Below are 24,756 nucleotides of genomic sequence, written 5' to 3'. Positions count from 1 at the left end.
CCGCAGGCGACAGGTGTGGCCGTTGAGAGCCGGTCAGCGGCCTTCGGCTTCCCGTCCTGGCCCGTGGGAGCAGGGCGCGGCACGATCGAGCGTCTCAGCCGAGGTCCGGCTCGGGTCGGACGATCTCGCGCTTGAGTATCTTGCCGGTGGGGCCCTTCGGCAGGCAGTCGGTGATCCACACGATGCGCGGGTACTTGAAGGGCGCGACCCGATCACGGACGTAGCCGAGCAGCTCGTCCGGCGTGGCGGACGTCCCGGCGCGCAGCACCACGGCGGCGGCGACCTCCTGGCCGTGGACGTCGTGGAGTACTCCGATGACGGCCGCCTCCGCGACCGCCGGATGGGTGTAGAGGACTTCTTCCACCTCTCGCGGATAGACGTTGTACCCGCCGCGGATGACGAGGTCCTTGATGCGGTCCACGATCCGGAAGTCCCCCCGGGCGTCCCGGGTCCCGAGGTCGCCGGTGTGCAGCCAGCCGTCCCGTATGGTCTCGGCGGTCGCCTGCGGCCGGTGCCAGTAGCCCCGCATGACGTTGTGCCCACGGATGACGATCTCGCCCACCTCTCCGTCGGGCAGTTGCCTGCCCTGGCGGTCGACGACGCGCATCTCGACGCCGTCGATCGGAATGCCGATCGTGCCCGCGACGCGCTCACGGTCGATGCGGTTCACGCAGGCGAGTGGCGACGACTCCGAGAGCCCGTACCCCTCCAGTACGGCGCAGGCGAACGTCTTCTCGAACGCGTGCAGCACCTCCACGGGCAGCGGGGAGCCGCCGCACAGGCCGACACGCAGGGTGGAGAGGTCGTACGGCTCGGACTCGGGGCTCTGTGCCAGCCGCAGCATCAGCGTGTACATCGTCGGGACGCCCAGGAAGACGGTCACCCGGTCCCGTTCGATCACGGAGAAGGCGTCCGCCGGTGCGAAGCGCGCCAGCAGGGTGAGGCAGGCGCCCACCGACACCGCGCAGTTCAGCCCCATGACCTGTCCGAACGAGTGGAAGAGCGGCAGTCCGCCGAAGGTGACGTCGGCGGGACCCAGGCGGAGCACGCGCACCCCCTCGTCGACGTTGCGGCGCAGGTTGTGGTGGGTGAGCTCGGCGCCCTTGGGGCTGCCGGTGGTTCCGGAGGTGTAGAGGACGACGGCTGAGTCGGTGGGCGAGCGCGGCTCGTCGCGCGCCGACGGACGATGGGCCCGCAACCCGTCGAGGAAGGTTTCCGGTTCGACCACGAGGTGCGGGGTGCCGGTCCGGCGGGCGCCTTCCACCGCCTCCTGCGCGCCCTGGTGCCAGAAGAAGAGGAGGGCGGCCTCGGCATCCTTGAGGCAGTGCTCGATCTCCCCGGCTTTCAGCAACGGGTTGAGGGGGACGACGATCGCCCCGGCGCGCAGGATGCCGTAGTACAGCACCGCGAAGACGGGGCTGTTCGGCAGGAGGACGGCGACGCGGTCCCCGGGTGCCGTGCCCAGGGCGCGGAGCTGGGCGGCGGCGCGGGAGCTGAGGTCGTCCAGCTCGGCGAACGTCAGCTCGTCGGCGTCCAGCCGCAGGGCCGGACGATCGGGGTACGCGGCGGCGCTGCGGGCCAGCAGGGCCGGTACGGTGCCGGGGTCGTGCGAGGGCTCGGGGTGCATCGGGGGATCCTCCGGTACGGCGGGTCGACGGGGAACGGGCGTCAGCGATTCAGGTCGGTCACGGTTACCGACAGACCGTCACCGGCGGGAGGCTGTGCGGCACACGGGCGGGACACCCGGGGTGCCGGGGCGCGCACGCGGCAACGGACCTTGCATCCGCCTCCCGGCCCGAGGCGGTGGCGGCCCGCGCCGCCCGCGTTCTCGTCCGCCCGCATCGCACCCTGACGGCAGCGACTCGTTCCGCGCCACCCGCATCGCCGCCCGCCGGCATCCCATCCGACGACGGCGCCTCCCCCGGCATCAGGCCGCCCGGCCCGGGGCGGCGGTGACCTGCGCCGCCCAGGCTCCGATGCGCTCGACGAGACCGCCGTGGTGCCGTATCCAGCGGAAGTGGTCCAGTGGGCGGTGGTCGGCGTCGGCGCTCGTGTAGTGGAGGCGTTCGATGCGGGCGGCGGGCATCTTGGCACACAGGTGGTCCACGGCGGTCGGCGGTGCCAGGGTGTCGTTCTCGACGTCGACGGCGAGGACGGGCAGCGTCACCGCCCGCAGTGCGCGCTCGTAGTCCGCGTGCGCCCCGGGCACGGTGTAGCGGCCGGTGCGCATCTGCCGTGCCCAGTCCCGCATGAGCCGTGCCGGCTGCCGCCCGCCGAACCCGAACCGGTCCCCGGGCCAGTACCCGAGCATCCGGGCCCCGGCGGCGCTGAGCTGACCGCGCACCAGCCAGCGCGCCCCGTTGCGTCCCAGTGCCCGGTACCAGGCGGAGCCGCTGGCGACGAGCACGACGCCGTCGAGGTGCGACGGCTGGAACAGCCCACAGTGCACCAGCCCCAGCTGCCCGCCCAGGCTGTGCCCGAGCAGCAGCCGCGGGGCCGTGGGGTAGGCTGCGTCGACGACGTCGAGCACGGCTCTGATGTCGTGCTCGACGATCTCGCGGTAGCCGAACCGGACGCCACGCGCCGGCACCGGTACGCTCTCGCCCTGCCCGCGCAGGTCCGTCGTCACCACCGTCATGCCCTGCCGGTGCAGTGCCCGCACCAGCGGGAGGTAGTTGCGCGCGGGCATCCCCATGGCGGGCAGCAGGACGACGACGGGGGCAGCCGCTTCGTCGTCCCGCGCCTGCACCCGTACGGTGAGCCGCGCGCCGTCGGGGGCCGTGATGTCGCCCAGCAGCGGCAGGCGGGGTCGCCTGGCGCTCACCCCAGCCGCCAGCCGAGCACGCCGGCGCCCCAGGTGATGCCCGCGCCGAAGGCGGCCACGCCCAGCACCCCGGACGGCCCGAGCCGGCCGTCCTCCTGGGCGTGGGCCAGGGCGATGGGGATGGACGCCGAGGAGGTGTTGGCCACCCGGTCGACGTTGAGGAACAGACGCTCGGGCGGCACCCCGATCTCCTTGCCGACGGCCTTCACGATGCGGGCGTTGGCCTGGTGGGCGACGAACAGGTCGACGTCGTCGCAGGTCAGCTCGCTCCGCTCCAGCACCCGCCGGGTGGCGTCGCTCATCTTGTCCACGGCGTGGACGAAGATCTCCGGGCCGTCCATGCGGAGCTTGCGTTCGTGGCGGTCGGCGAAGAGCAGCCCGATGTGTTCGCCGTCGGAGGCCAGGTGGAAGGCGGGGGCGACGGGGGCGTCCGGGAGGTCGGTGAGGACGACGGCGCCGGCGCCGTCTCCGAGCAGGACGGCCGTCGACCGGTCCGCGGCGTCGGTGATGCGGGTCAGCGCCTCCGCCCCGCAGACGAGGACGGCCTCCGCCCGTCCGGACTCGATGAGCGCCGTCGCGTGGTCCAGGGCGTAGACGAATCCGGCGCAGGCGGCGTGCAGGTCGAAGGCGGCGGCCTGGGGCGTGCCGAGTCGTGCGGCCACCTCCACCGCCAGCCCGGGCGTCGTCCGGTCGGGGGTGGTCGTGGCGACGACGATGTGCCGCAGATCGGCGGCGTCCCGTCCGGCCTGCCGCAGCGCCGTTCGGGCGGCGGTGACGGCGAGGTCGGCGAGCCGGCCGTCCTCGGGCAGGAAGCGGCGTTCCCTGATCCCCGTCCGTTTGACGATCCACTCGTCGGACGAACCGATCGCCTCGAAGTAGCTGTTCGGCACGGTGTGTTCGGGCAGCGCGGCCCCGATGCCGGTGATCGCCGCTGTCATCGTGCGGCCTCCTTCCGGAAGGTCTGGCCGCCCACGCCCATGCGGACGGCGTGCATACCACCGTCGGCGTGCACGATCTCACCGGTGACGGTGGCGGCGAGATCGGAGAGCAGGAAGAGGACGGGCCCGGTGAGGCGCCGCACGTCCGCGCGGTCCCAGCCGAGCGGCGCCTCCTGCTCCCAGCGGTCGGCGATGGTGTCGAAGGTGCTGATGGCCGACCCCGCGACCGTCTCGACGGGTCCGGCGGCGACGAGGTTCACGCGGATGCCGCTGTCCCCGAGGTAGAGGGCGAGATAGCGGCAGACGGCACCGAGCGCGGCCTTGCTGACGCCCATCCAGTCGTAGCCGGGCCAGGCGCCGGAGGAGTCGAAGTCCAGCCCGACGACGCTGCCCCGGTTCCTGGCCAGCAGCGGGGCCAGGGCGACGGTGAGCCCGTGCAGCGAGACGGCCGCGGTGTGCAGAGCGTGGGTGGCGCTCTCCACGGGGGTGGTGAGGAAGTTGCCGCTCAGTGCGGACCGGGGGGCGGCGGCGATGGCGTGCAGGACGCCGTCGACCGCGCCCCACCGGCTCTCCAGGTCCTTGGCCAGCCGGGTGAGGTCGTCCGGCCGGGTGACGTCGAGTTCCAGGACGTCGGTGGGGCGCGGCAGTCCGGCCGCCGCGGCCTCGGTGATCCGTCGCGTCCGGCCGAACCCGGTCAGCAGTACCTCGGCGCCCGTCTCCTGGAGTGCCTTGGCGGTGTGCCAGGCGATGGAGTCGTCGTTGAGGACCCCCGTCACGAGATAGCGGCGTCCTTCGAAACCGAGCATCACGCTGTGGCCTTTCCTCTGTCAGGGGGTGGAGAGCACGAGCGCCGCGTTGTGGCCGCCGAAACCGAACGACGTCGACAGGCCCGCCCGCGGCCGGTCGCCGCCGGGCAGTTCGCGTGCCGTCCGGATCAGGTCCAGCTCGCCGAGCCTCTCGTCCGGCTGCCGCAGACCGGCGGTCGGCGGCGCCACACCGTGGCGCAGCGCCTGCAAGGTGGCGATGGCCTCCACCGCTCCGGCCGCCCCGAAGAGGTGTCCGAGGCTGCCCTTGCTGGACGACATCGGGATGCGGGCCAGGGCGTCGCCGCCGAGGGCGAGGCGCAGGGCGTCGCACTCCAGCCGGTCGTTGAGGAGGGTGCCGGTGCCGTGGGCGTTGAGGTAGTCCAGCTCTCCGGGTGCCGTCCCGGCCTGGCACAGGGCCTGGGTGACGGCCTCGGCGGCCGGGCCGCCGCCGGGGTCGGGGGCGGTGAGGTGGTGGGCATCGGAGGTGGCGCCATAGCCGCGTACGGCGCCGAGGACCTCGGCCCCGCGCCGGGCGGCGCCGCCGGCCGTCTCCAGGACGAGGACGCCTGCGCCCTCCCCGATGACGAAGCCGTCCCGGTCCGTGTCGAACGGCAGGCAGCGGCCGGTGGGGGAAAGCGCCCCGGCGTTGCGGAAGGCGGCGCTGACGAGCTCCGACGTCGACGCCTCCGCACCGCCCACCACGACGGCGTCCGCCGCACCCGCGGCCAGCAGCCGCAGCCCTGTACCGATGGCCTGCGCACCGCTGCTACAGGCGGAGGCCACGCACAGCGACTCGCCCTTGAAGCCGTACCGCATCGACAGGTGCGACGCGGCGGCGTTGGCCATCATCTGCGGCACCATCAGCGCCGACACGTACTCGGCACCCTGCTCCGCGATGACCGGGCCCTGTGCCTCGAAGCTGGCCGTGCCGCCGAGTCCGCAGCCGATGACACAGGCGACGCGCGCGGCGTCGTACGGGATGCCACCGGGGGTCCAGCCGGCCCGCGTCAGCGCTTCGTCCGCCGCCACCAGCGTGAACTGGGTGAAGCGGTCGGTGCGGCGTACGAGGTGACGGGAGAGGTGGTCCAAGGCGCGGAAGCCGTGGCAGGAGCCGAGCCCGTCGTGCAGTGCGCTCTCCCCGGCGACGGCCCGCTCGTGCAGCGCGTCGGCGCCGACACCGAGCGGGGTGACCGCGCCGAAGCCCGTCACCACCGCCCCCGTCGCGGCGTCACTCAAGTCCGGCCTTCCGGTAGCAGAGCCCCAGGACCTGACCGACCGTGTCGATGCCGTCGAAGTCCTTCGGCTTCACCGGGACCTCCAGGTCCTTCTTGATCGTCTGCGCCAGTTCGACCATGTCGAGCGAGTCGATCTCCAGGTCGTCGAGTGCGGCTTCCGGGAAGATGTCCGCCTCGTCGACGCCGAGTTCCACCAGGGCGTCTTGGACGAACTTCTCGATCGCGGCGTGGTCAAGCATGGGTGATGGGCCCTTCTCGTGCGGGACGTCGTGGGGTGTGAGCCGCTCGCTTCGTGGGCTACGCCGCCGCCTTGGCGGCGTGGAACGGCGACCAGTGCCACTGCCGCCAGTAGCTCTCCGTGATGTCCAGCCACTCCTCCAGCCGCTCCGCGCTGTCCAGGAACCGGTGGGCGCTGACCACCAGCCAGCTGTAGACGGCCTGGCTGTCCCGGCAGCCGCCGCAGTCGCCGGAGGTGCAGCAGAATTGCAGCGACTCGTAATCGGCGCCCCAGGCCGCGAAGCCGGGGATCACCGGATTGCCGTTGGCGACGCGCTCCTCGTGGGCCGGGTGGTCCACGCTCAGGCTCGGGCAGACGTCGTACCCGAAACGGGCGCCCCAGTGGGAGGTGCCGGTGATGAGGGTGCGGATGAAGTACGGGTGGCTCACCACCGTCTGCGGGTACAGCTCCTTGACCCGCAGCGCCTCCTCCAGGACCCGCCGCTCGTTCTCGATCTGGATCGGGTGGTCGGAGCCGTGCTCGCTGTAGAAGTTGAACGTGACGATGTTGCCGTTGTCCGCGATCTTCCGGACCGTCGGTTCCAGGTGGGGCAGGCCGGCCTCGGAGAGCGCGAAGATGAACAGCACCCGGGGGTCATCGCGGTAGTGGGACAGCGCGGTGTCGAACAGGCCGGTGAACTTCGACCCGTTGACGCGGATGGCGCGCAGGTCGTCGTCCAGCGGCCCGCCGCCGAAGATGCTGACGGCGACCGCTATGTGCTCGAAGCCCTGCATGGGCATCGGCCGCAGCCCGTTGGTGGAGATGGTGATGTAGGGAAGCTCCTCGACGAACGCTTCCACCCGGCGCAGGACCAGCGTGGGTTCGCCGCCGATCAGCGTCGCCTGGTTGACGCCGTCGTCGCGCAGCTTCCGGGCGAACGCCTTGATCTTGTCGACGTCGGACAGCTCCTTGACCGCCGTGTCGAAGCCGCCCTCGAAGTACCAGCAGCCCTTGCAGCGGATGTTGCACGTGTTGGTCAGGTGGACCTCGCACGAGCGGACGGTACGTCCGAGCCGGCGCAGCCGGTGCAGCCGGTCGGCCAGGTCCGGCCGCTCCGCCAGCAGAGCGGCCGTGCGCTCCTTGACCTCCCTACGGGTGAGGGGGCGCTTGCCGATCGTGACAGGTGTTGCCATGGGGAGGTGCTCCTCGTCCTCGGGGATCGTCGGAACGCGCTGATGTGTTCGCTTCCGGCACGTGGCACTCCGGGCGCGTCCCGCGCTACTCGGGAACCTTCAGCCCCAGGTTCTTGATGCGCGGCGTCACCTTTTCCCGCCAGATGTCCCGCGCCTGCCCGTTCGTCGTCTGCCGCAGCCCGTACCGGACGGCCATGCGGGAGCGCTCGGACCGCGAGCTGCCGAAGATGCGCTCGAAACCGGGCCACAGCCGGTCCAGCGCCCCCTGTAGTTCCTCGCGGCCCTCGTCCGTCGCCGCCAGGTTGCGGCAGACCCGCGCTCCGTGCGCGATGTGGACCTTCTCGTCGAGGATGATGGTGCGGACGGCCTCGGCCCACGGCTTGTAGCTGCTCTGCGCGAACTCGGAGATCATCACCATCGCCGTCTCCTCACCGATGTAGGAGAAGATGCCGCGCTCGGCCCAGGTGGTGCACTCGTGGAACTCGTGGCCCGCGAAGAGTTTCCGCTCGGCCAGCGTCTGCTTCTCCATGTAGGCCGTGTCGATGCCGATGTCGCCGAGGATGCGCTTGCCGATCTTGTAGTGGTCGTACTCCTCGACCGCTCGTTCCGCGCAGACCTGCCGCTCCTCGGCGTTCGGTGCCAGCGGCAGGAAGACCTGTACGTAGTCGTCGCCGCCCGAGAGTTCACCCTCGGTGTTGACGATCATTCCCCGGATCGCGATCTCCCGGTAGTCCTCGGGCATCGCGAGGAATTCCTCGGGAGTTCGAACGACGACGACCTCATCGCTCGGAATGGTGAATGACATGCGCGTTTCTGCCCCTCACTCGTCTCACCGAGTCCGGGCATGCGAGATCGCCCAACTCGGTGGAGGAAATACGGACGGGGATTGTGCACGGCCCGAACGGAACCCCCGTTTCCGTTTTCGACTGTCCGTGCCGCCGGTCAATACCGTTCTTCCGGCAGGATGGGCCGACGATAGACACATCCGAGTCGGCCAATCAATGGAAAACTCTCGGCCAACATGGCCGACGTGCCGTCGAAAGATGTCGGGATCGCACCCCTTCCCCTACCCTCACCGCGAAGGAGGATCCCTCGCTCTCCCGCGGAACGCGATCCTTCCACCGTCGTCCACCTGCGGCGACGATCCACCCTCCGTGGCTGATGCGTGCGTCCGGACTCCATCGCCGAAAACAAGTCAAACGCTCCCGTACACAACCCCCCGATACGGCATGGAAGTCTCGAATACTGAGCCGGAGAAGAACCGGAGCGGGCGGATCCGGCTGTTCTCACGCAATGACTCCCGCCCCATCCATGGCCTGGACAGCCACCTGGATCTCTATATGCTTGCCGCATGAAGCCTCCTGTTCCCCCGCCCGCAGTCGCTTCCCGCCTGGCCAACGTCGTTTCCTCGCCGGTCCGGGACATCTTGTCGCTCACTGCACGCCCCGAAGTGATCTCCTTCGCGGGGGGACTTCCGGCTCCGGAACTGTTCGACATCGACGGCTTCAGGGCCGCCTTCGACCGCGTACTGGCCGACGGCCCGCGCCGAGCCCTCCAGTACTCCACCACCGAGGGTGACGCCGATCTGCGCAGGGCCATCGCACAGCGCCTCACGGCGCGCGCACTGCCGACCGACTCCGACGACCTGGTGATCACGACCGGCTCGCAGCAGGCCCTCACCCTCATCACCACGACCGTCCTGGAGCCCGGCGACGTCGTGCTCGTCGAGGACCCCTGCTACCTGGCCGCCCTCCAGACCTTCGGCTTCGCCGGCGCCCGTGTCGTCCCCGTCCCCACCGACGACGACGGCATCATCCCCGAGGCCCTGGACGAGATCGCCGCGCGCGAACCGGCCAAACTGCTCTACCTGGTCCCCACCTTCCAGAACCCCACCGGTCGCACGCTCCCGGCCGCGCGGCGCACCGCCGTCGCCGAGGCCGCCGCCCGGCACGGCTTCTGGATCGTCGAGGACGACCCCTACGGCGAACTCCGCTACGACGGTGAGCAGGTGCCCTGGGTCGCCGCGTCCCCCGCCGCGTCCGACCGCACCATCCTGCTCGGTTCCTTCTCCAAGATCATGGCCCCCGGCCTGCGCCTCGGCTACCTCCGCGCCCCCGCGGCCATCCGCCGGTCCTGCGTCATCGCCAAGCAGGCCGCCGACCTGCACACCTCCACCGTCGACCAGGCCGTGGCCGCCCGCTACCTGCGCGACAACGACCTGGACGCTCACATCCGGACCATCAGCGACGCCTACCGGGAACGCCGCGACGCCCTCCTGGGCGGCCTGCCCACCGCGCTGCCCTTCGGCAGCCGCTGGAACCACCCGGCCGGCGGCATGTTCGTCTGGGTCAGACTGCCCGAGGGCCACGACGCCACCCAGCTCCTCCAGGTCGCCATCAGTCACGAGGTGGCCTACGTCCCCGGGGCCCCGTTCTTCGCCGGCACCCCCGACCCGGCCGCCCTGCGCCTCTCCTTCACCACGCACTCTCCCGAGGAGATCAACGAGGGCCTGCGCCGACTGGCCAAGACCTTCGCGTAACCCGCGCGTCCCAGAAGGGATCCCCATGCCCACCGAGTCGGCCACCCTGGTTGACGACGCCCCGATGACTCCGGCCGCGCTCAACGAGTTGGTCGCGCGGGACTTCGAGGACTACGCCGCCTGCCACGTCACCGAGGCCACTACGACCCACCTCACCATGGAGGCCGACGGCACCCGTCTGCGCACCCGCCCCGGCGGCACCATCTCCGGCCCCGAACAGGCCGCCCTCGTCGACCTGGCGGCCTTCCTCCTCATCAACGCCCGCCTGGGCCGGCCCACTCCCATGGCCCTGACCAGTTCGCTCCAGATCAGCTACCTCAGCCGTCCCCGCCCCGGCCGGCTCCGCACGCACGCGAAGATGGCCAAGTTCGGCAAGAGCCTCTGTGTCGTCCTGGCCGAACTCCGCGACAGCGCCGGCACCCTGGCCGCCACCGCAACGGTCACATACTCCGTGCCCCCGGCAGCCCACCGGTCCGACCCGCGGAGCGAGGACGACACGACCGGCCGGATCGCCGAGTAGCCTGCCGGGAGTGACACGGGGGCGTGGGGTTGTTGCCCTTCGCCTGAGGCATCGTGGGCTGGAGTCCCGTGCCGCCGCGGGTGGGGCTCGGTGATCCACATGACGGACATCACCGGCCCCGCTGGACGACAACCGACTCGACGCCGCGCGGGAGCGCCGGAGTTGCCGGAGTGCGGGAGTGCCGGGCAGGTCGTGATCGCCACCGCATGTGATCGACCAGAGTACGGGTCGGCCGGGACTGCCGCGGACCTTCTCACGGGCGGCGTCGGAATCGCCGTGCGCACCGCACTCCGCGCCGGTGGGCTCTGCTCGCTCAGCCGTGGCGGGCTGTCGGGCCCGCCTGACCGCACCTGACGGGCCGTCATGGCGCGGGCGGTGTCGTTCGGTGTGCCCGTGGCATCGGTACCATCAGCACGCCGTTCAATAAATGTTGCATTCCAGGAGTGGTCATGACTACCACGCTGAGCACGTTCACCCGCGAGCAGGTCGAGGCAGCTGCCTCCCGGCGCATCCCCCTCCACCACACCACTGGGCTACCGGGAAGCTGGTACGTCCTCGTCGGCGTGACACTCCACTACGTCCGCGACCTCGTCCAGGACGTCACCGGCGAGAAGCCGGACATCGTGGAAGCCCGCAAGGCGCTTCACGACCTCGGGTTCCCGCTGTTCTGCTGGGCCTCCGACGGCATGGTCGCCAAAGGCCACCCCTGGCACACCGGCCAGGCCGACTGACCACCACCCCTTACCGGGCACGTGCCCGGTCTGCTGTCGGCGGGAAGACGTACCCCGGGTGCGATCACCCTCGCTCCGGCCAGGCGGGCTCGCCGCCTTCCCATCGCCAACCCGCCTCGCGGGTCAGTGCCAGCCGGTGCAGGACCAGCTGCCCCCTTGGCCGTCGTAGATTTCCACGCAGGCTCGGTAGGCGTTGCTCGACCCGACCATCTGTGTGTACGCGGCGTAGGAGGGCGAGGCGTTCGCCGTGTACGAGTTCCCGCGCCGAATCTCGATCTTGAACCGCCAGTTGCTGTTGGCCTTCTGGATGCGCGCCCACGCGGCGCTGCACCGGGACGAGTTCCGCAGCTCCACCTCCGGCCCACCGCCCGCCGGCTGCACCCGGTCGATGACCCTGGCGCCGGAGCCGCATCCCTCGCTCTGGGGGTTCTTCCCCGTGCATGAGGAACCCCTGCATGAGGTCGGCGCTGCGGCTGCGGCGGGCAGGGCGGGAACGAGCAGCAACGCTGATGCGAGAACTGCGGCGCTGAGGGAGGAGAGGGCTGAGCGGCGAACGGCCATGCGGTGTCCCTTCGGCATACCGGCAAGAATGCGCGGATGATCGCATCCGGCGTATGACGTTCCCTTTGATAGCCACCCGGGTGGAGCGCCCACAACAGCGGCACGGGCAAACCACCCCCCGGAGTGATGTGCGGGCCATGACCTGTGCGAAGGCTTCATTCCAGACGGTGCCCGGGGCACGGGGTACCCCGGGCATGCAGGCGGTTTCATCAGCTCGCCCACCGGTGGATCCATACGCCCTCGATCGCCTTTCCTCACCTCGTGTTTCTTTTCGGCGAGCCGCCGCGTCCCCATGACGCCCGTGCGCGCGAGCACCGATCGTGTGAGATCACGCCGCTGAAGCGCGTCAGCGGCCGACGTCAAGCCGCTCGCAACCGGCGCCCCGACAACAACCGTTCGGGTGAACGCGGCCGACGCGTCCCACACGGACTAACCTGACCGCTGCCCGTGGCTTGTCGTGCCGTGCCCTCCCATCTCCTTCCACCGTGGGACGCCGGGGTGCGATACGGCTGGACTGGCAGCGCGTGGATCGATGCCGTTCCTGTTCCGCGGACGTCCCTCAGATCCCTCCCCTTCAGCGCCAGTCGGATCTCGGACAGGGGTGGAACGTCCCGCTCACCAACCGGTCGCACGACGTCGCTCCCCCAGGCGGTCACCCGCAGCGTTGCCGTTCTCCCGGCCCCGTCCAGACCGTCTCGTTTGGATCAGCGGGCTGACCAGAGGACGATGCCCGCGACGTGGAGTCCAGCCAGGTAGATGGTCGCCGTCTTCTCGTAGCGGGTGGCAATCCCTCGCCACTGCTTGAAGCGACTGATGGAGCGCTCGACGATGTTGTGCTCCTTGTATGCCTCACGGTCGAAGGCGGGAGGGCGACCGCCCCGGCTGCCTCGCCGCAGCCGGTGGGCGCTCCGATCCACTGGGATCGGGATGACCGCACGGATGCGACGGCTGCGCAGGTACTCGCGGATCGCGCGGGACGAACATGCCTTGTCCGCCAGGACCACGTCCGGCCGGGTACGGGGCCTGCCCGCCGACGAGGAACGCGCAGGTGTGCCATCACTGGCTTTGTTCACGAGAACAGGTTCTGGCTCACATTCCCTGTCGCTGTTACGGAAAGTCCGGCCGCCCGACAAGCGTCACTCCGCATGTTGTTTCACGGAAAGTGAGCCAGAACCCATTCTCGTGAACAGAGCCACATCATCTTGTCGAAGGCAGGCGCGTCGTTGGCCTGCCCGCCGGTCAGGACGAACGCCAGTGGGCGGCAGCGGCCGTCGGCCGCGAGATGGATCTTCGTGGTCAGCCCTCCACGGGACGGCCGATGGCACGGTCGGTCGGCTCACGTGCCGGAACCTCTTTCGCGGGCCCCGGAGGCGTGCTGGTACGCACGGACGACGGGGAGCCCACCGACACCACCCAGTCGCCGATTGCCGCCTCGCGGTGATCCCTCCACCAATCACCCGCTTCGGGCTCCGGTCCGGAAGTAACGGCTCGATCCGTGCCCACTGCGCGTCAGTCAACGACACAACCAGACCAACGACCAGATCATCTGAACAAAACGGTCTAGCAGCGGGACACGACACGCAGATCGGTGACCTTCTTCATCGGCACGACGACCGCTTCCGCCGTTCCCGCCACGCGGATCCGCACGCTCCCGCCATCAGCGCTCACCAGTGTCCCGCACGCCGACGTCCCGTCGTGCGTGACCGTCACGTACGCGGCCGGGTCCTGGCCCGCCTCCGGGGCCCACCAGGTCGCGACAATCCCCAGAAGAAGGCACACCAGCGCCACGGCTACGATCGCGCGGCCACGTCTCAGCCGGGCCGCCGCGGCGTCGGCCAGGGCGATCTGGTAAGCCGCGACCGATGCGTGGCGGCGGTGGATGTCCGCCAGCGTCACGGTGCCCTCATGGGTGCCGGCCTGCGCTGCGAGGGCTTGCCAGAGCCCTGCCAGGCAGAACGCGATGCCGCCGCCGATGAGGAGGGTGACAGCTATGCGCCAGCCGAGGGTGAGTTGGGCCGTCGTGTCGCGGCCCTTGATGACCACGCCGGTGGTGACCAGCGTGACGAAGGCGGCGAGGCCGTTGCGCCAGGCTTCCGCGCTGGCGCGGACCGTGGGCAGGGAGGCTTCGGCCAGGGCGGCGAAGCGGTCACGCTCGGTCAGGTCCGTCGGCGTCGGCGGACGCTCGGGCAGCCGCGGTCGCAGGGACGTGTTGGTCACGGCCGTCCGCCGAGGGGACCATGGTCGGCGGCGAGCTCGATGCGGAAGCTGACGCCGCAGCCGCCGGCGGCACTGGCGTCGGCGGCCCCCGGCCCGGTCGGGTGCGGGACACCGCACGAGCAGGTGATGTCCAGCACGACCGGCGGATACGCACCGGCAGGCTCCACCAAGGCCGTGCCGCCGCTGCCTGGCACGCCCGCGCGGCTCCCGCCGAGCCCGTTGGTGACGGCGGTCAGAGGACGCCGGTCGGTGAAGTGGTGCACACAGCGCGGGCACACGCCTTCGACGACGGCCGAGGAGATGTTGTCGCTGGCCGCCACCGACGCGGTGAGGGAACCCGACTCCAGCAGGTGGAACGCGGCCTCGGTCCAGCGGTAGTCCGATGTCTGTTCATAGGGGACGGGAGGCTGGGGCTGTTGCGTCATGATCACCTCTGCCGGGACATGGGTTGGGGGATGCGAGGAGTCAGGATCCGAAATGGACGTACGACGCCCACTTCACGGGTTCTGTGGGGTCGCTGTCACGAAGCGCGCGAACGGCTCGGTGGAGCGCCATTGCGGGCTCCGCGCCGCTGTCGGACGACGCCAACTCTCGGTAGAAGTGGTCCGACAGGGCCGCCGCCGAGGTATCGCCGACGGACCAGCTGGTTGCGACGATGTGTCGGAAGCCAGTCAGCTGTACCGCTGCCGCGAGGTGGATCGCCTCGTCCGCGAGGTCCGGGACGCCCGTGGCGGTCTGGCATGCCGACAGGAACGCCAGCTCGGCGTCCCCGAGTTCCACCGCCGCGATGTCTGCGATCGACAGCGGACCGTCGTGGAGGCTGAAAGCGCTCGCGGCCGGATCGACGAAGTCCTGGGCCGCGTGGCAGGCGAAGTGGATACGGTTGCAGCCCGGGAGCTCGTCGAGGACGGCCCGCCGGGTCGCCGCCGACCCGACCAGGCTCACCACCTCGGTCGTGCGCACGGCGTGCCGGCGCAGACCGGCCAGTTCGTCGGCGACCGCGGGCAGCACGGCCAGCCCGGGGGTCTCCTGAAGGGCGATCGCGAGGTGCCGTCGCATGGTCGGCTCCGAGCGCCGGGTCCGGCTGCGGGACAGCGCGGCCAGCGTCGGCGTGTACGAGGAGACCACCAGGTCCGCGGTCCACATGCCGTCGGAACCGGTTGCCGAACCGTGGCGGGGGTGGTGGCCCGCGGCGTGTAGGGGCAGCAGGCTGAGCAGTCCGACCGGACACCACCACAACCGCGGCGGCGCACCGGCCGGTTGGACGGGGTGCGGCCGGGCGGTGTGTTCGAGGCGTGCCAGGATCGGTCCCACGACGGCGTCCCACAACCAGCCGAGAACGTCGTGGTTGAGGTGCCGGGCCCGCTCACGGGCGAGGAACGACGCGCTGGAGTCGGTCTGCACCCAGAGGGCGGACAACAGGTCCGAGGCCTTGTCGGACACGCTGTCCGTGGAGACCCCGGGGAGCTCCACGACCTCGGGTTCGGGTTCCTCTTCGCGGACGACCAAAGCATGACACCCGTGTCCGCTGACGTTCACGATGACTACCGGACCCTCCGCTGCGGCATGCTTCAGCTCGGCGTACGGCGTCGGCCCGAGGAAGTGCTCGTATCCTTCGATCCGGCGGACCCGCTCGACCGTCTCGTCCCATTCCCGGGCCAGCTCCCGGCGGCGCTCGTATGCCTCCGCTGCGAACACCGGCCCCTGAATCCCGTCGGCCCGAGCTGTCAGGGGGTGCGACCGGCCCAGGGGCGAGGAGGCGTCGAGCCCGCCAAGGGGTGAGAACGCGTCGAGCCGGGTCCGCAGCATCGTGAGCCGCTCGGCCAGAGCGGGGTGGGAGCGGGCCAGATCGCCGAGGTCGCTACGGAGGCGCAGTGCCTGGGTCCAGATGACCGACCTGCTCTGTTCGAGCATTTCGACCGCGGTCGCAGGCTGTCCGGCGGCGATCGCGGCCCCAGCGGCTTCGGAGGCCAGACCCGACCATTTACGCAGGGTGTCGCTGCGTACCTCGGTCCGCATGCCGTGCCAGGCGACCGTCGGCAGGTACCGGACCGCGAGACCGTAGTCCGCGACCGCTCCGTCGATGTCGCCGAGCTGCGCCGCGAGCCGGCCGGCATGGACCGCACACCGCGTGACCATGTCCGGGTTGCCGTAGGGGTCCCGGGCGGCCTCGCGCCAGCTCCTCAGGGTGGCCGCCTGATCTGCGCCGTCCCCGGTGACCCGATGGCGCTGCTGGAGGATCCTGCCCAGAGACCACAGCCATTCGGCGCGGCGGGCGTCCCCGGGCCGGGCGGCCTCAACGGCCTGCCTGGCGGTGGTGACTGCCTGGTCCAGCAAGGCCGTGTCCCGCCTGACCCGGGCTGCCATGGCCAGCGCCACGGCCCGGCTCCGGAGGAAGAGGCTGTGATCGGCGGAGCCCGGGCGAGCCGTGTCGATCATCCGCTTGCTGACCCGCAGCATCTCGGCGACGTCCGTGGGATCGGGTTCACCGGGGAGGTCGACCCGCAGGTAGAGGAGCCAGGACAAGATCGAGAGCGGCTGGCTGCCGATGATCCCGTGATCCGGAAAGTCGTGCTCTGCCTCGGCGGCCAACGCGATTGCCTCGTCCAGGACCGCGCGGTCGCCGGTCCACTCGTAGACCTGGCTCAGTGCGTTCGCGAGTCCGACGGCGGTTAGCGCCCGCGCCAACGGATCTCTGGACGCCCCCTGGAGCGCGGTGCGGTGTGCTTCGACCGCCGCGTGCATGTCGAGGTCGTCGCCGAGGTGCACATACCGGACCCGCAGCGCCAGGCCCAGGCTGTAGAAGTCCATCCAGCGCGCCGGGTCGTCGGGCGATCGTGCACCCGTCACTTCGCGCAGCTCGGCCACGGATCGGTCGAAGTCCGTCGATGATCCGGTCAGCAGAGCCCGGGCATGCACGCAGAGAGCGTGGTTGTAGAGGCTGGACGGGCGGTGCCCGTCGCCGTCGGGCATGTCCGCGAGGGCCGTCTCCAGGGCCGAGATCGCTTCGTCGAGGTCTGCGGCGTTCCCGGTCTGTTGGTATCTGATGAACAGTGCCGACGCGAGGCGGGAGAGCGACGTGGTGGACGGGGCCGCGCTCGCGGCGTCGAGACGCACTGCTTCCCGCCCGGCGGCCACCGCCGCGTCCAGGTCGGCCGTGTTCCTCGTGTGGTGGGAGCGCCAGACGAGGACTCTGGTCAGTTCGGACAGGCTCGCCGGCCGGCAGTCTGGCGACGGATGCCCGTCGGCCACCGCGTTTCGGACGACCGCGACGACGCGCTCCAGGTCGCCGGGGTCCCGGCGGTCGTCGTAACGGAGTTGAAGGGCCCGGGCCAGCTTCGGGAGGTGTTCCGTGCGGTCAGGGGCGGTCGGAAGCACTGCGTGGAAGGCCCGTTCATGGGCCTCGACCGCGGCGTCGAGGTCGGTCGCATCGCCGTCTCTGAGGAACCTGTCGAGCAGCGCGTCCCCGAGGTTCGACAGGCAGACGCTGAACTGCGGATCGTCCGGCTCCGCAGTGGTGATGACGTCCCTCAGCAGCCTGATGGACTCGGCACTGTCCTCGGGCGAGCCCGTGATCCGGTAGCGGGTGGCGAGCGCCAACGCGAGGAAGGTCTGACGGATCTCGCGGTCACTCTCGTCGGCCGCGGTGCGTGGTGCGATCGATCTGGCCAGGTCGACGAGGGTGTCCATGACGTCGAGGTCGGCCGCGCTGCGCGATCGTATCGAGAACCTGGCGTTGTCGATTCCGAGCCCGACGTCGGCCGGGCGGTTGGTCTCGTCGGCCCGGGCATCGATATGGCGGGTGATCCGCAGCAGTGTTTCGGCTGTCTGCCCTAAGTCAGGACGGGTGACGGCGAGGCACTCCCGGGCGGCCTCGAACACCCGGTCCAGGTCGGCCCGGTCACCGGTGTGCTCGAAGCGACGTGCGAGGGCGTGCAGTCTCCCAGCGAGTCGCGGGACCCGCTCCGCACGGTCGGCCGGCGTTGCCGCCAGGATGGCCGTCCAGAGATCGAGCACCTCGTCCAGGCAGGACAGTTCGCGCGTCTTGTCGTACAAGGCGAGGTCGGCATGGAGGAGATTCGCGTAGGTGACCATCCCGGCCTCGCCGTCACCCAGCGAGGTCAGCGTGACCGCGAGACGCCCTACGTGATCCGCTCGTCGTAGGTCGGCGAGGTCACCACCGTGTTCGAACCGGCGGCGCAGCCGATAGCAGAGATCGGACAGGGCCCGGACCCGCGAGGGGCTGCCCTCCGTCGCCTCGGCGACCGCGGCCTCGCTCGCCTGGACACTCCCTTCAAGATCGGCCGGGTCACCCTCCTTGTCGAAGCGGTGGTAGAGGGCGTCGCTGAGGTCCACCAGGAAGTCGACCCTCCGGGCGTCGTCCCTCGGCATGCGAGCGAGCGCCGTCCGCCACAACGCGACGGCCTCGTCCAAGTCGGTCCGATCGCTAGTCTTCGCGTACCGGGCTCGAAGGCTCCTGTCGAGCGTCATCAGGGCAGACGCGTGGTCCGCGTCGGAGCCGTCGATCGTGTCGCAGGCCAGCCGGCTCCACCGCACGGCCGCGTCGAAGTCGGCTGGTGAGTCCGTGGTCTCGGCCAGCCGCCGGTACGCCCGCCCCAGCCGGTTGTACCTCAGCCAGAGGAACTGGTCGCCGGGTGGTGTGGTGGCGATGGACTCTTCCAGGCTCCGGATGGCCTCTTCGAGGCACGCCCTCTCTTCGGTCTGCTCGTACACGGCCAGCAGGGCGTCGGCCAACAGTGAGAGCCTACGTGCCCGGTCCCTGCCCGGCGGTGAGAGACGGACGGCTTCCCGCCGGGTCGACACGGCCTTCCACCCGTCGGCCACGTCCCCGGTGGCCTTGTGGCGTTCGTGGTAGGCCTGCCCCAAGCGCCCGAGGGCGGGAATCCTGCCCGCGGGATCCGGCGGCGCTGTCCGAAGGGCCCACAGCACGCGGTCGATCGCCCGGTCGACGAGGCCGAGGTCGGTGCCATCGAAGAGGGCCAGCAGCCTTCCGGCGCAGTCGACCGCCCAGCGCAGGCGGTGGCCCGCGTTCGTCGCGAGGGTCCCGACGACCTCTGCCACCTCGGCGGGGATCAGAGCCGGTGACGTCTGCCGCAGACCGAGGAAGAAGCCGACGGCTGCGTCGGCTTCGACCTGCCCGAAGAGGGTGCCGGTCACCACACCGCGCCAGAAGCGGAACCGGGCCAACTCCGCCAGTGTGGCCACGTCGCATTCGGGTTCGCCTGTTCGGCCCACGCGGATCGCCGCGGACATGGCCGCCGTGAGCTCGGACTCAGCCTGCCGATCGGTCAGGTGCCGGGGGTCACTCTCCGTCCGGAAGAGGGCGATTCGCCTCCGGATGGCCGAGGCCGGGTCCAGTACTGCGTCGGATGTCTGCTCCTCCCCCATCGTCCCAGACTACCGAGAACGTGCCTCCCCGTACTGCGGTCGGTGTTCGTGACGGCATGACGTGGTCGCTCACCGGTGCCGGGGCGAGACTGTTCTCAAGTCCGACGAGGTAGATGGTTGCGGTCTTGGGAACTGGACTGTCACTACTGGGATGGCACGGCGGTGTACCCGACCCCCGTCGAGGACGTTCGCTTCCTGACCGGTTTCCCCGGCACGACCGGGTACGGCTCGCTCGTCGAGACGCTGTCCCGCAGCCGCGGCCTCGACGTCCTCCAGGTGCTCAGCTCCGGGTACGACTACCTACTCCCCCACCTGGATCTGCTGCCGTCCGGTGCCCGGCTGTGCACGGGACGCGGAGTGCACGCCGGTCCGACCGCCGAACTGGCCGTCGGCCTGCTCATCGCCTCCGCCCGCGGCATCGGCCGGTTCGCGCGTGAGCAGAGCCGCGAGGAGTGGAAGCCGCGCGGTCTCACGACTCTCGGCGGCAAGTGTGTCCTGGTGGGGGGCAGGGGCCGGTGGGCCGGGCCGTCGCCGAACGGCTCGGGGTGTTCGGCTGCACGGTGGTCCGACTCGCGCGCACGCCCCGCACCACCGTGGAGGACGTGGTTCACGGCGCCGAAGCCCTCCACGGCCTCCTGCCGGCCGTGGACGCGGTCGTCCTGTGTGCGCCGGCGACCGACCGGACACGTGCCATGTTCGACGCACGGCCCCTCGCCCTGCTGCCGGACGGCGCCATAGTCGTCAATGTCGGCCGAGGCGAACTCGTCGACACCGACGCGCTGACCAGCGAGGTGGCGAGCGGTCGGCTGCTGACCGCGCTCGACGTCACCGAGCCCGAGCCGCTGCCCGCCGGCCACCCCCTGTGGCAGTTGCCCGGCGCGCTGCCGACCCCGCACGTCGGAGCGTTCACGGACGCCTTCGAGGATGCTTCCCGGGATTTCCTCCGGCGGCAGCTGCGGCGCTACGCCGAGGGGGCGCCCCTTGAGAACACGGTTCTGACCTCTCCCGGGCGTTGAGCTTCGTCCAGCGACGAGCGGGTGTGAGCGACCGTAGGAGATGGCTCAGTCGTGGCGGAACGTTTTTGATCAGATCGTCGACCCGCTGGCCTCGCCCTGCTGGTCCGGCCAGGCGCCCTGCTGATCGGTGGTGCTCCTCGTCGGTGAGGATGACGTGCGCGGGGCATGTTCCGACACTCGCCCGCCGCTCCCGCGCCGGAACCGCGCGATCTCTCTGAGCGTGGGGCATTCCCCCGGCACCTACCGCGCCGGACGGGGGCGGCGCGAGTGCCGAGGTGTACGTGCGGCGGGCCCGCCACGTGGTGGGCCCGCCGCACGTAGCGTCGTCAGTGGCGGGCGGCTGAGGCGCCGGCGGCGAGCGGCACCGGGCCGTCGACGTGGTCGCGACACCCACAGTGACGTCGGACCGACCGGCTACGCCGGCCGCCGTGCCGCTTGGCCGGATGTGCGCCCGTCGTGGGAAGCCCCGGGTCGGTCATGGTCGGTACACCCTGCCGGGCTGGGGCGACGCGGGGGCCATGAGCTGGGAGACGGTCACGATGGTGTAGCCACGTTCGTGCAGTTCGTCGATGATGCCCGGCACAGCGGGAATGGTGCCCTTGTAGCGGTCGTGCAGCAGGATGATCCCGTCCCGGTCCGTCTGGTCCAGTACCCGCCGTTCGATCAGGGCCGTGTCCGTGGTCTCGTAGTCCTTGGCGGTGACGCTCCACAGGATCTGCGCCAGACCCAGCTTCTTCATCACCGCGGAGACCTTGTCGTCGGTCCGGCCCTGCGGAGGGCGCATCAGCCGGGGGGTGTGGCCGGTGATGCGGCGTACCTCCTCCTGCACAGGGGTCATCTCCGCGGTCACCGCCTTCGGGTCCAGCTCGGTGAGTACCTTGTGGGACCACGTGTGGTTCGCTATTTCGTGTCCTTCCCGCGCCATGCGCCGAACGGTTTCGGGATAGGTGTCCGTATGGCCTTTCCCTTGCAGGAAGAAGGTGGCATGCACTTTCTTCTGTTTCAGGATGTCCAGCAGCCTTGGAGTGGGCTTGCTCGGGCCGCCGTCGAAGGTGAGCGCGACACATTTGAGTACGTCACAGTCAGGTCGCTCGCCCTTCGGCGCCGATTCGGTGGCGGTCGCTTCCTCGCGTGCGCTGCGCGGGGAGGTGACGCCGTGCAGTGTGCTGCATCCCGTGCCCGCGAACAGACAGGCGCCCGCGACGAGGGTGAGCATGCCCCGACGCAGGGTGTGTCGTGCCAGATTCACTGCTCGGCCCGCGCCCGCGTCGCTGTGCGCGTCCGGCGACGGGCGAGAACCGCGACTGCGACGAATGCCAGGCCCAGGAGCAGGGGGAACACGTCACGTGCGGCGGGGAACTGTCCCAGGAGCACGGAGAGATGTGCGAGCACGCGCTCTGTCAGGCCGATGACGCCGACCACCGTCAGGCAGAGGCCGATCACGACGCAGACCGCCGGGATTCCACGACCAGCGGACAATGCCTTGCGAATGTCACTTGTTTCCATGCCGAATAAGGTAGGAATCTGCGGGCGCCGTGGAATCGGCAAAGAGTCTGTAGCTGCACGTGTTCCAAAGAATGAGCCACCGGTGGACGTACCTATACTTTGGTATAGAAGGAGTCGTCCGGGACGCGGAGGCGATGATCCCGACGGGCGGATGGCCTACGGTTGCTCTCGTGACGGAGATACGACAGGCGTGGCGGGCGCATCCAAGAGCCGTGGATCTGGCTGTGGCCGCCGCCGGCGCCGGTCTCACACTGCTCGTGGCCCGGGCGAGGCAGGAAGGGCTGACGGTCTATCCGCAGTTCGCCGGCGGAGCTCTGGAGGGGGCACTGAACCGGTCACTGCCGTTCGCCTGGGAATCCGTCACACAGGGCAGCGTCGTCCCCCTGCTGGCGTGCGCGGCGTTGACGCTGCGCAGACGACACCCTGTGGCCCTGACCCTCGTCCTGGTCCTGCTGAGCGCTGGATGGCCCCTCGTCGTCCCGGTACTGGTCTGCCTCTTCACCGTCGCGAACACGTGCTCCGCCCGGATCACCGGGTGGGTCACCGCCGCCGTACTGGTTCCGCTGGCGTTCCACACCGCGTTCACGCCGTACCTGGGCCTGCGGGGGCTGGCGACCGTCCTCTCCACCGTCACGCTCGTCGCGGGCACCGTCGGATGGGGCCTGGCCGTCGCCGGGCTGCGTGACAGGGCGCTGCGTGCGGAAGCCGAGGCGGTCACACACGCGCGGCTGGCGCAGCAGCGGGCCCGGGAGGAAGTCGCCAGGGAGATGCACGACGTACTCGCACACCGTCTGTCGCTGCTGTCCATGCACGCCGGCGCACTGGAGTACAACCGTGACATGCTGCCGGAGCAACTCGCCGACGCGCTCGGCGTCATCAGGAGCAGCGCCAATCAGGCGCTGGAGGACCTTCAGGATGTCCTGCGCGTACTGCGTGCCCCGACGATCGGTGATCATACCGAGCCTCCACAGCCCACGCTGTCCGAGGTGACGCATCTGGTGGAGGAGACGCGGGCGGCAGGCGTCGAGCTCCGTCTGCGGCAGCAACTCGACGAGCCGCACACCATGTCACCGGCCGTCGGCCGGACGGCCTACCGGCTGCTTCAGGAAGCCCTGACCAACCATCGCAAACACGCGCCCGGCACCCCCGTGGATGTGACCCTGACCGGAGATGCGCGGGCGGGACTCGCCATCGCCGTCACCAATCCCCTGCCGGCCGATCCCGCGCGGCCCGCACCGGGCTCGGGCCAGGGTCTGATCGGGATGGCAGAACGGGTGGACCTCGCCGGCGGGCGCCTGCACCACCAGAAGACCCCCACCGAATTCCGCCTCGAGATCTGGCTGCCATGGACAACGTGATCCGCCTGGCCGTCGTCGACGACGATCCCTTGGTCCGCTCCGGCCTGCGGCTGATGCTGTCGGCGGCCTCCGACATCGAGGTCGTCGCGGAGGCCGCCGACGGCGTCGACGTGGAGTCCCTCGTCGACGCGCACGACACCGACCTCGTCCTGATGGACATACGTATGCCCAGGATGGACGGTCTCGCCGCCACCGCGGCGCTGCGCCGACGCGTCGACCCACCCGAGGTGCTGATCCTCACCACCTTCACCAGCGACGGCTACATCCTGGACGCGTTGCGCGCCGGGGCCGCCGGATACGTGCTCAAACACACCCCGCCGGAGCAGATCGTCGCCGCCGTGCGCAATGTGATGGCCGGTGAGCCCGTTCTGTCGTCAGCGGCAGTCAAGCAGCTGATCAACGCGGTCACCGCCCCGGCGGCGGATTCCGGTCCGGACCGCCGCACCCGGCGCACGGAGGCCGAAGCGATGCTGGACCTGCTGGCGCCCCGGGAGCGGGAGGTGGCGATCGCCGTCGCCGAGGGCAGGACGAACGCGGAGATCGCCACCGCGTGTTTCATGAGCCTGCCCACGGTGAAGGCACATGTGTCTCACATCCTGACCAAACTCGGCCTCAACAACCGCGTCCAGATCGCCCTCCTGGTGTACCGCGCCGGCCTGGTCTGACCCGCGGTACAGGATCGGGCCGGGCGGCGAGGGACGCGAGGACCGTGGCGCCCCTTGCCGGGCCGGGCATGGGGCTAACTCGTCCAGCCGTGGGCCACGTCGACGACGACCCGGTCGTCCAGCTGGGTCACGCGGAAGGGCAGTCGGGCGCGTACACCGAGGCCGACCTGTGTCTGTCCCTCGAAGGTGCCGCCGAACCGGGTGTCCCGGAAGGTGCTGTACCCGCTGATGTTCACGCCGGGCAGGGCCTCGCCCACCTTCCCCGGGTAGGTCGGCGCGCCGGCCTCCAGGTCGTAGCTCCACGCGCCGACGCGGATGTCGAGGATCGCCCCGCCCGCAACGGGTATGTACGCGCCCGAGGGGTCCGCGTAGAACCGGTCCACGTACTGGACCTGGTAGCCGATCCGGTCGCCGCCACCGGGCACGTCGAACACGATGCGGTCGTAGCACTCGTGCTGTCCGGTCCTGATGTCCTCCAGGTGGTCGGCCCCCGTGGCGGTACCGCTCTTGGCGCCGCTGCCCCAGCCCGTCGGGCAGGCCACCGCCGCGCGCGGCGCCTCCGCCGGGGCCGCGCCCGCGGTGCTCGCCGCCGTCCACAGTGTGGCGCCCGCGAGCGCGAGCACCGCCACTGCCGCTTTGATACGTCGCATCCTGTCCCCCTTGGTCGAGCTTGGTCGTGGAACCCTGATGCCGGGTGAGACGGGCCGCCGCACGGGAAGGTTGTACGCCAGACAGGGGCAAATGGGGAATCTTGCCGTCCGTGAGATTCCCTGCGGTGCCGTCCGTACGGCGGGCATGACGATCAGGCCGGCCCCAGGTATGTCTCGTCGTCGAGCGTGCCGCCGACGGACTCGGCGAAGCTGCGGGTGCCCGTCACCGGACTTCCGTCGGGACGGTGGGGGCGGGGCGCGGTAGCGCCGGAAACGGTGGGGCCCGGCGCGTACCGGGTCACTGGGGCCGCGGTCGCCATTCGAAGAGCAGGATGGTGGCGTCGTCCCGTAGCTGGTTGCGCTGGTAGTCG

General features: G+C 70.5%; 21 protein-coding genes and 1 pseudogene. 6 read left to right on the top strand and 16 right to left on the bottom strand.

The window, feature by feature from the left end; translation table 11 throughout:
- Positions 1-94: 94 nt before the first annotated feature.
- The 8 genes from IE294_RS28675 to IE294_RS28640 all read right to left on the bottom strand — a co-directional run bounded on the left by IE294_RS28675 (position 95) and on the right by IE294_RS28640 (position 8,018).
- Positions 95-1,627, bottom strand: coding sequence for a long-chain-fatty-acid--CoA ligase (locus tag IE294_RS28675; protein ID WP_189890846.1), 1,533 nt, complete (start codon positions 1,625-1,627; stop codon positions 95-97).
- A 300-nt stretch (positions 1,628-1,927) separates the two neighbouring features.
- On the bottom strand, positions 1,928-2,824 hold the full coding sequence (locus IE294_RS28670) for an alpha/beta hydrolase family protein (protein WP_189890844.1): 897 nt from the start codon (positions 2,822-2,824) through the stop codon (positions 1,928-1,930).
- Positions 2,821-3,762: a beta-ketoacyl-ACP synthase 3 gene (locus IE294_RS28665; RefSeq protein ID WP_189890842.1), complete on the bottom strand. Its 942-nt coding sequence runs from the start codon at positions 3,760-3,762 to the stop codon at positions 2,821-2,823. The genes IE294_RS28670 and IE294_RS28665 overlap by 4 nt, the downstream gene beginning before the upstream one ends.
- A complete protein-coding gene (gene fabI / locus IE294_RS28660; RefSeq protein WP_189890839.1) occupies positions 3,759-4,568 on the bottom strand; it encodes an enoyl-ACP reductase FabI in 810 nt (269 codons plus the stop codon). The genes IE294_RS28665 and fabI overlap by 4 nt, the downstream gene beginning before the upstream one ends.
- A 21-nt stretch (positions 4,569-4,589) precedes the next feature.
- Complete coding sequence (locus IE294_RS28655) at positions 4,590-5,804, bottom strand: beta-ketoacyl-[acyl-carrier-protein] synthase family protein (RefSeq protein ID WP_189890837.1); 1,215 nt, start codon at positions 5,802-5,804, stop codon at positions 4,590-4,592.
- Positions 5,797-6,042: an acyl carrier protein gene (locus IE294_RS28650; protein ID WP_189890835.1), complete on the bottom strand. Its 246-nt coding sequence runs from the start codon at positions 6,040-6,042 to the stop codon at positions 5,797-5,799. The genes IE294_RS28655 and IE294_RS28650 overlap by 8 nt, the downstream gene beginning before the upstream one ends.
- Positions 6,043-6,100: 58 nt before the next feature.
- Complete coding sequence (locus IE294_RS28645) at positions 6,101-7,213, bottom strand: radical SAM protein (RefSeq protein WP_189890833.1); 1,113 nt, start codon at positions 7,211-7,213, stop codon at positions 6,101-6,103.
- Between the two features lie 85 nt (positions 7,214-7,298).
- Entirely contained in the window at positions 7,299-8,018 is a 720-nt protein-coding gene (locus IE294_RS28640; protein WP_229887159.1) for a Phenylacetic acid catabolic protein, read from the bottom strand.
- A gap of 546 nt (positions 8,019-8,564) precedes the next feature.
- On the opposite strand from IE294_RS28640, the gene IE294_RS28635 reads away from it, so the two are divergent.
- The 3 genes from IE294_RS28635 (at position 8,565) to IE294_RS28625 (ending at position 11,003) form a co-directional block, all read left to right on the top strand.
- Positions 8,565-9,752: an aminotransferase-like domain-containing protein gene (locus tag IE294_RS28635; RefSeq protein WP_189890831.1), complete on the top strand. Its 1,188-nt coding sequence runs from the start codon at positions 8,565-8,567 to the stop codon at positions 9,750-9,752.
- A gap of 25 nt (positions 9,753-9,777) precedes the next feature.
- Complete coding sequence (locus tag IE294_RS28630; RefSeq protein WP_189890829.1) at positions 9,778-10,272, top strand: PaaI family thioesterase; 495 nt, start codon at positions 9,778-9,780, stop codon at positions 10,270-10,272.
- Between the two features lie 449 nt (positions 10,273-10,721).
- Entirely contained in the window at positions 10,722-11,003 is a 282-nt protein-coding gene (locus IE294_RS28625; protein WP_189890827.1) for a hypothetical protein, read from the top strand.
- Positions 11,004-11,126: 123 nt separating this feature from the next.
- Here the strand turns inward: IE294_RS28625 and IE294_RS28620 are convergent, their stop codons facing one another.
- The 5 genes and pseudogenes from IE294_RS28620 to IE294_RS28600 all read right to left on the bottom strand — a co-directional run bounded on the left by IE294_RS28620 (position 11,127) and on the right by IE294_RS28600 (position 19,007).
- Positions 11,127-11,564, bottom strand: coding sequence for a DUF2690 domain-containing protein (locus tag IE294_RS28620; protein WP_189890825.1), 438 nt, complete (start codon positions 11,562-11,564; stop codon positions 11,127-11,129).
- Positions 11,565-12,268: 704 nt separating this feature from the next.
- Positions 12,269-12,876 (bottom strand): annotated as a pseudogene (locus tag IE294_RS50145) (transposase); the annotation flags it as partial.
- Positions 12,877-13,124: 248 nt separating this feature from the next.
- Positions 13,125-13,781: a hypothetical protein gene (locus tag IE294_RS28610; RefSeq protein ID WP_189890823.1), complete on the bottom strand. Its 657-nt coding sequence runs from the start codon at positions 13,779-13,781 to the stop codon at positions 13,125-13,127.
- Positions 13,778-14,206 carry a hypothetical protein gene (locus tag IE294_RS28605; RefSeq protein WP_189890821.1) on the bottom strand — a complete coding sequence of 143 codons (429 nt, stop codon included), beginning with the start codon at positions 14,204-14,206 and terminating at the stop codon, positions 13,778-13,780. The genes IE294_RS28610 and IE294_RS28605 overlap by 4 nt, the downstream gene beginning before the upstream one ends.
- A 40-nt stretch (positions 14,207-14,246) precedes the next feature.
- Positions 14,247-19,007: a CHAT domain-containing protein gene (locus tag IE294_RS28600; protein ID WP_189890819.1), complete on the bottom strand. Its 4,761-nt coding sequence runs from the start codon at positions 19,005-19,007 to the stop codon at positions 14,247-14,249.
- A 698-nt stretch (positions 19,008-19,705) separates the two neighbouring features.
- Between IE294_RS28600 and IE294_RS47875 the strand changes: the two genes are divergently transcribed.
- Complete coding sequence (locus IE294_RS47875; RefSeq protein WP_229917388.1) at positions 19,706-20,206, top strand: NAD(P)-dependent oxidoreductase; 501 nt, start codon at positions 19,706-19,708, stop codon at positions 20,204-20,206.
- A gap of 475 nt (positions 20,207-20,681) precedes the next feature.
- Here the strand turns inward: IE294_RS47875 and IE294_RS28590 are convergent, their stop codons facing one another.
- Together IE294_RS28590 and IE294_RS28585 are read right to left on the bottom strand one after the other, a co-directional pair.
- Positions 20,682-21,422 (bottom strand): polysaccharide deacetylase family protein, encoded by a 741-nt coding sequence (locus IE294_RS28590; protein ID WP_189890817.1) that lies wholly within the window; start codon positions 21,420-21,422, stop codon positions 20,682-20,684.
- A 29-nt stretch (positions 21,423-21,451) separates the two neighbouring features.
- Positions 21,452-21,712: a hypothetical protein gene (locus IE294_RS28585; protein WP_229917387.1), complete on the bottom strand. Its 261-nt coding sequence runs from the start codon at positions 21,710-21,712 to the stop codon at positions 21,452-21,454.
- 170 nt (positions 21,713-21,882) lie between these two features.
- Here IE294_RS28585 and IE294_RS28580 point away from each other — a divergent pair, with 170 nt between their 5' ends.
- Entirely contained in the window at positions 21,883-23,070 is a 1,188-nt protein-coding gene (locus IE294_RS28580; RefSeq protein WP_189890815.1) for a sensor histidine kinase, read from the top strand.
- Entirely contained in the window at positions 23,058-23,735 is a 678-nt protein-coding gene (locus IE294_RS28575) for a response regulator transcription factor (protein ID WP_189890813.1), read from the top strand. Before IE294_RS28580 ends, IE294_RS28575 begins: the two co-directional genes overlap by 13 nt.
- Positions 23,736-23,809: 74 nt before the next feature.
- Here IE294_RS28575 and IE294_RS28570 read toward each other — a convergent pair whose 3' ends face one another.
- On the bottom strand, positions 23,810-24,385 hold the full coding sequence (locus IE294_RS28570; RefSeq protein ID WP_189890811.1) for an AMIN-like domain-containing (lipo)protein: 576 nt from the start codon (positions 24,383-24,385) through the stop codon (positions 23,810-23,812).
- Positions 24,386-24,756: the final 371 nt, after the last annotated feature.

Source organism: Streptomyces canarius (assembly GCF_014650735.1).
In the GTDB taxonomy this organism is placed as follows: domain Bacteria; phylum Actinomycetota; class Actinomycetes; order Streptomycetales; family Streptomycetaceae; genus Streptomyces; species Streptomyces olivaceoviridis.
Note: the sequence above shows the minus strand (reverse complement) of the source record. Positions and strands in the feature narration are given on the sequence as shown.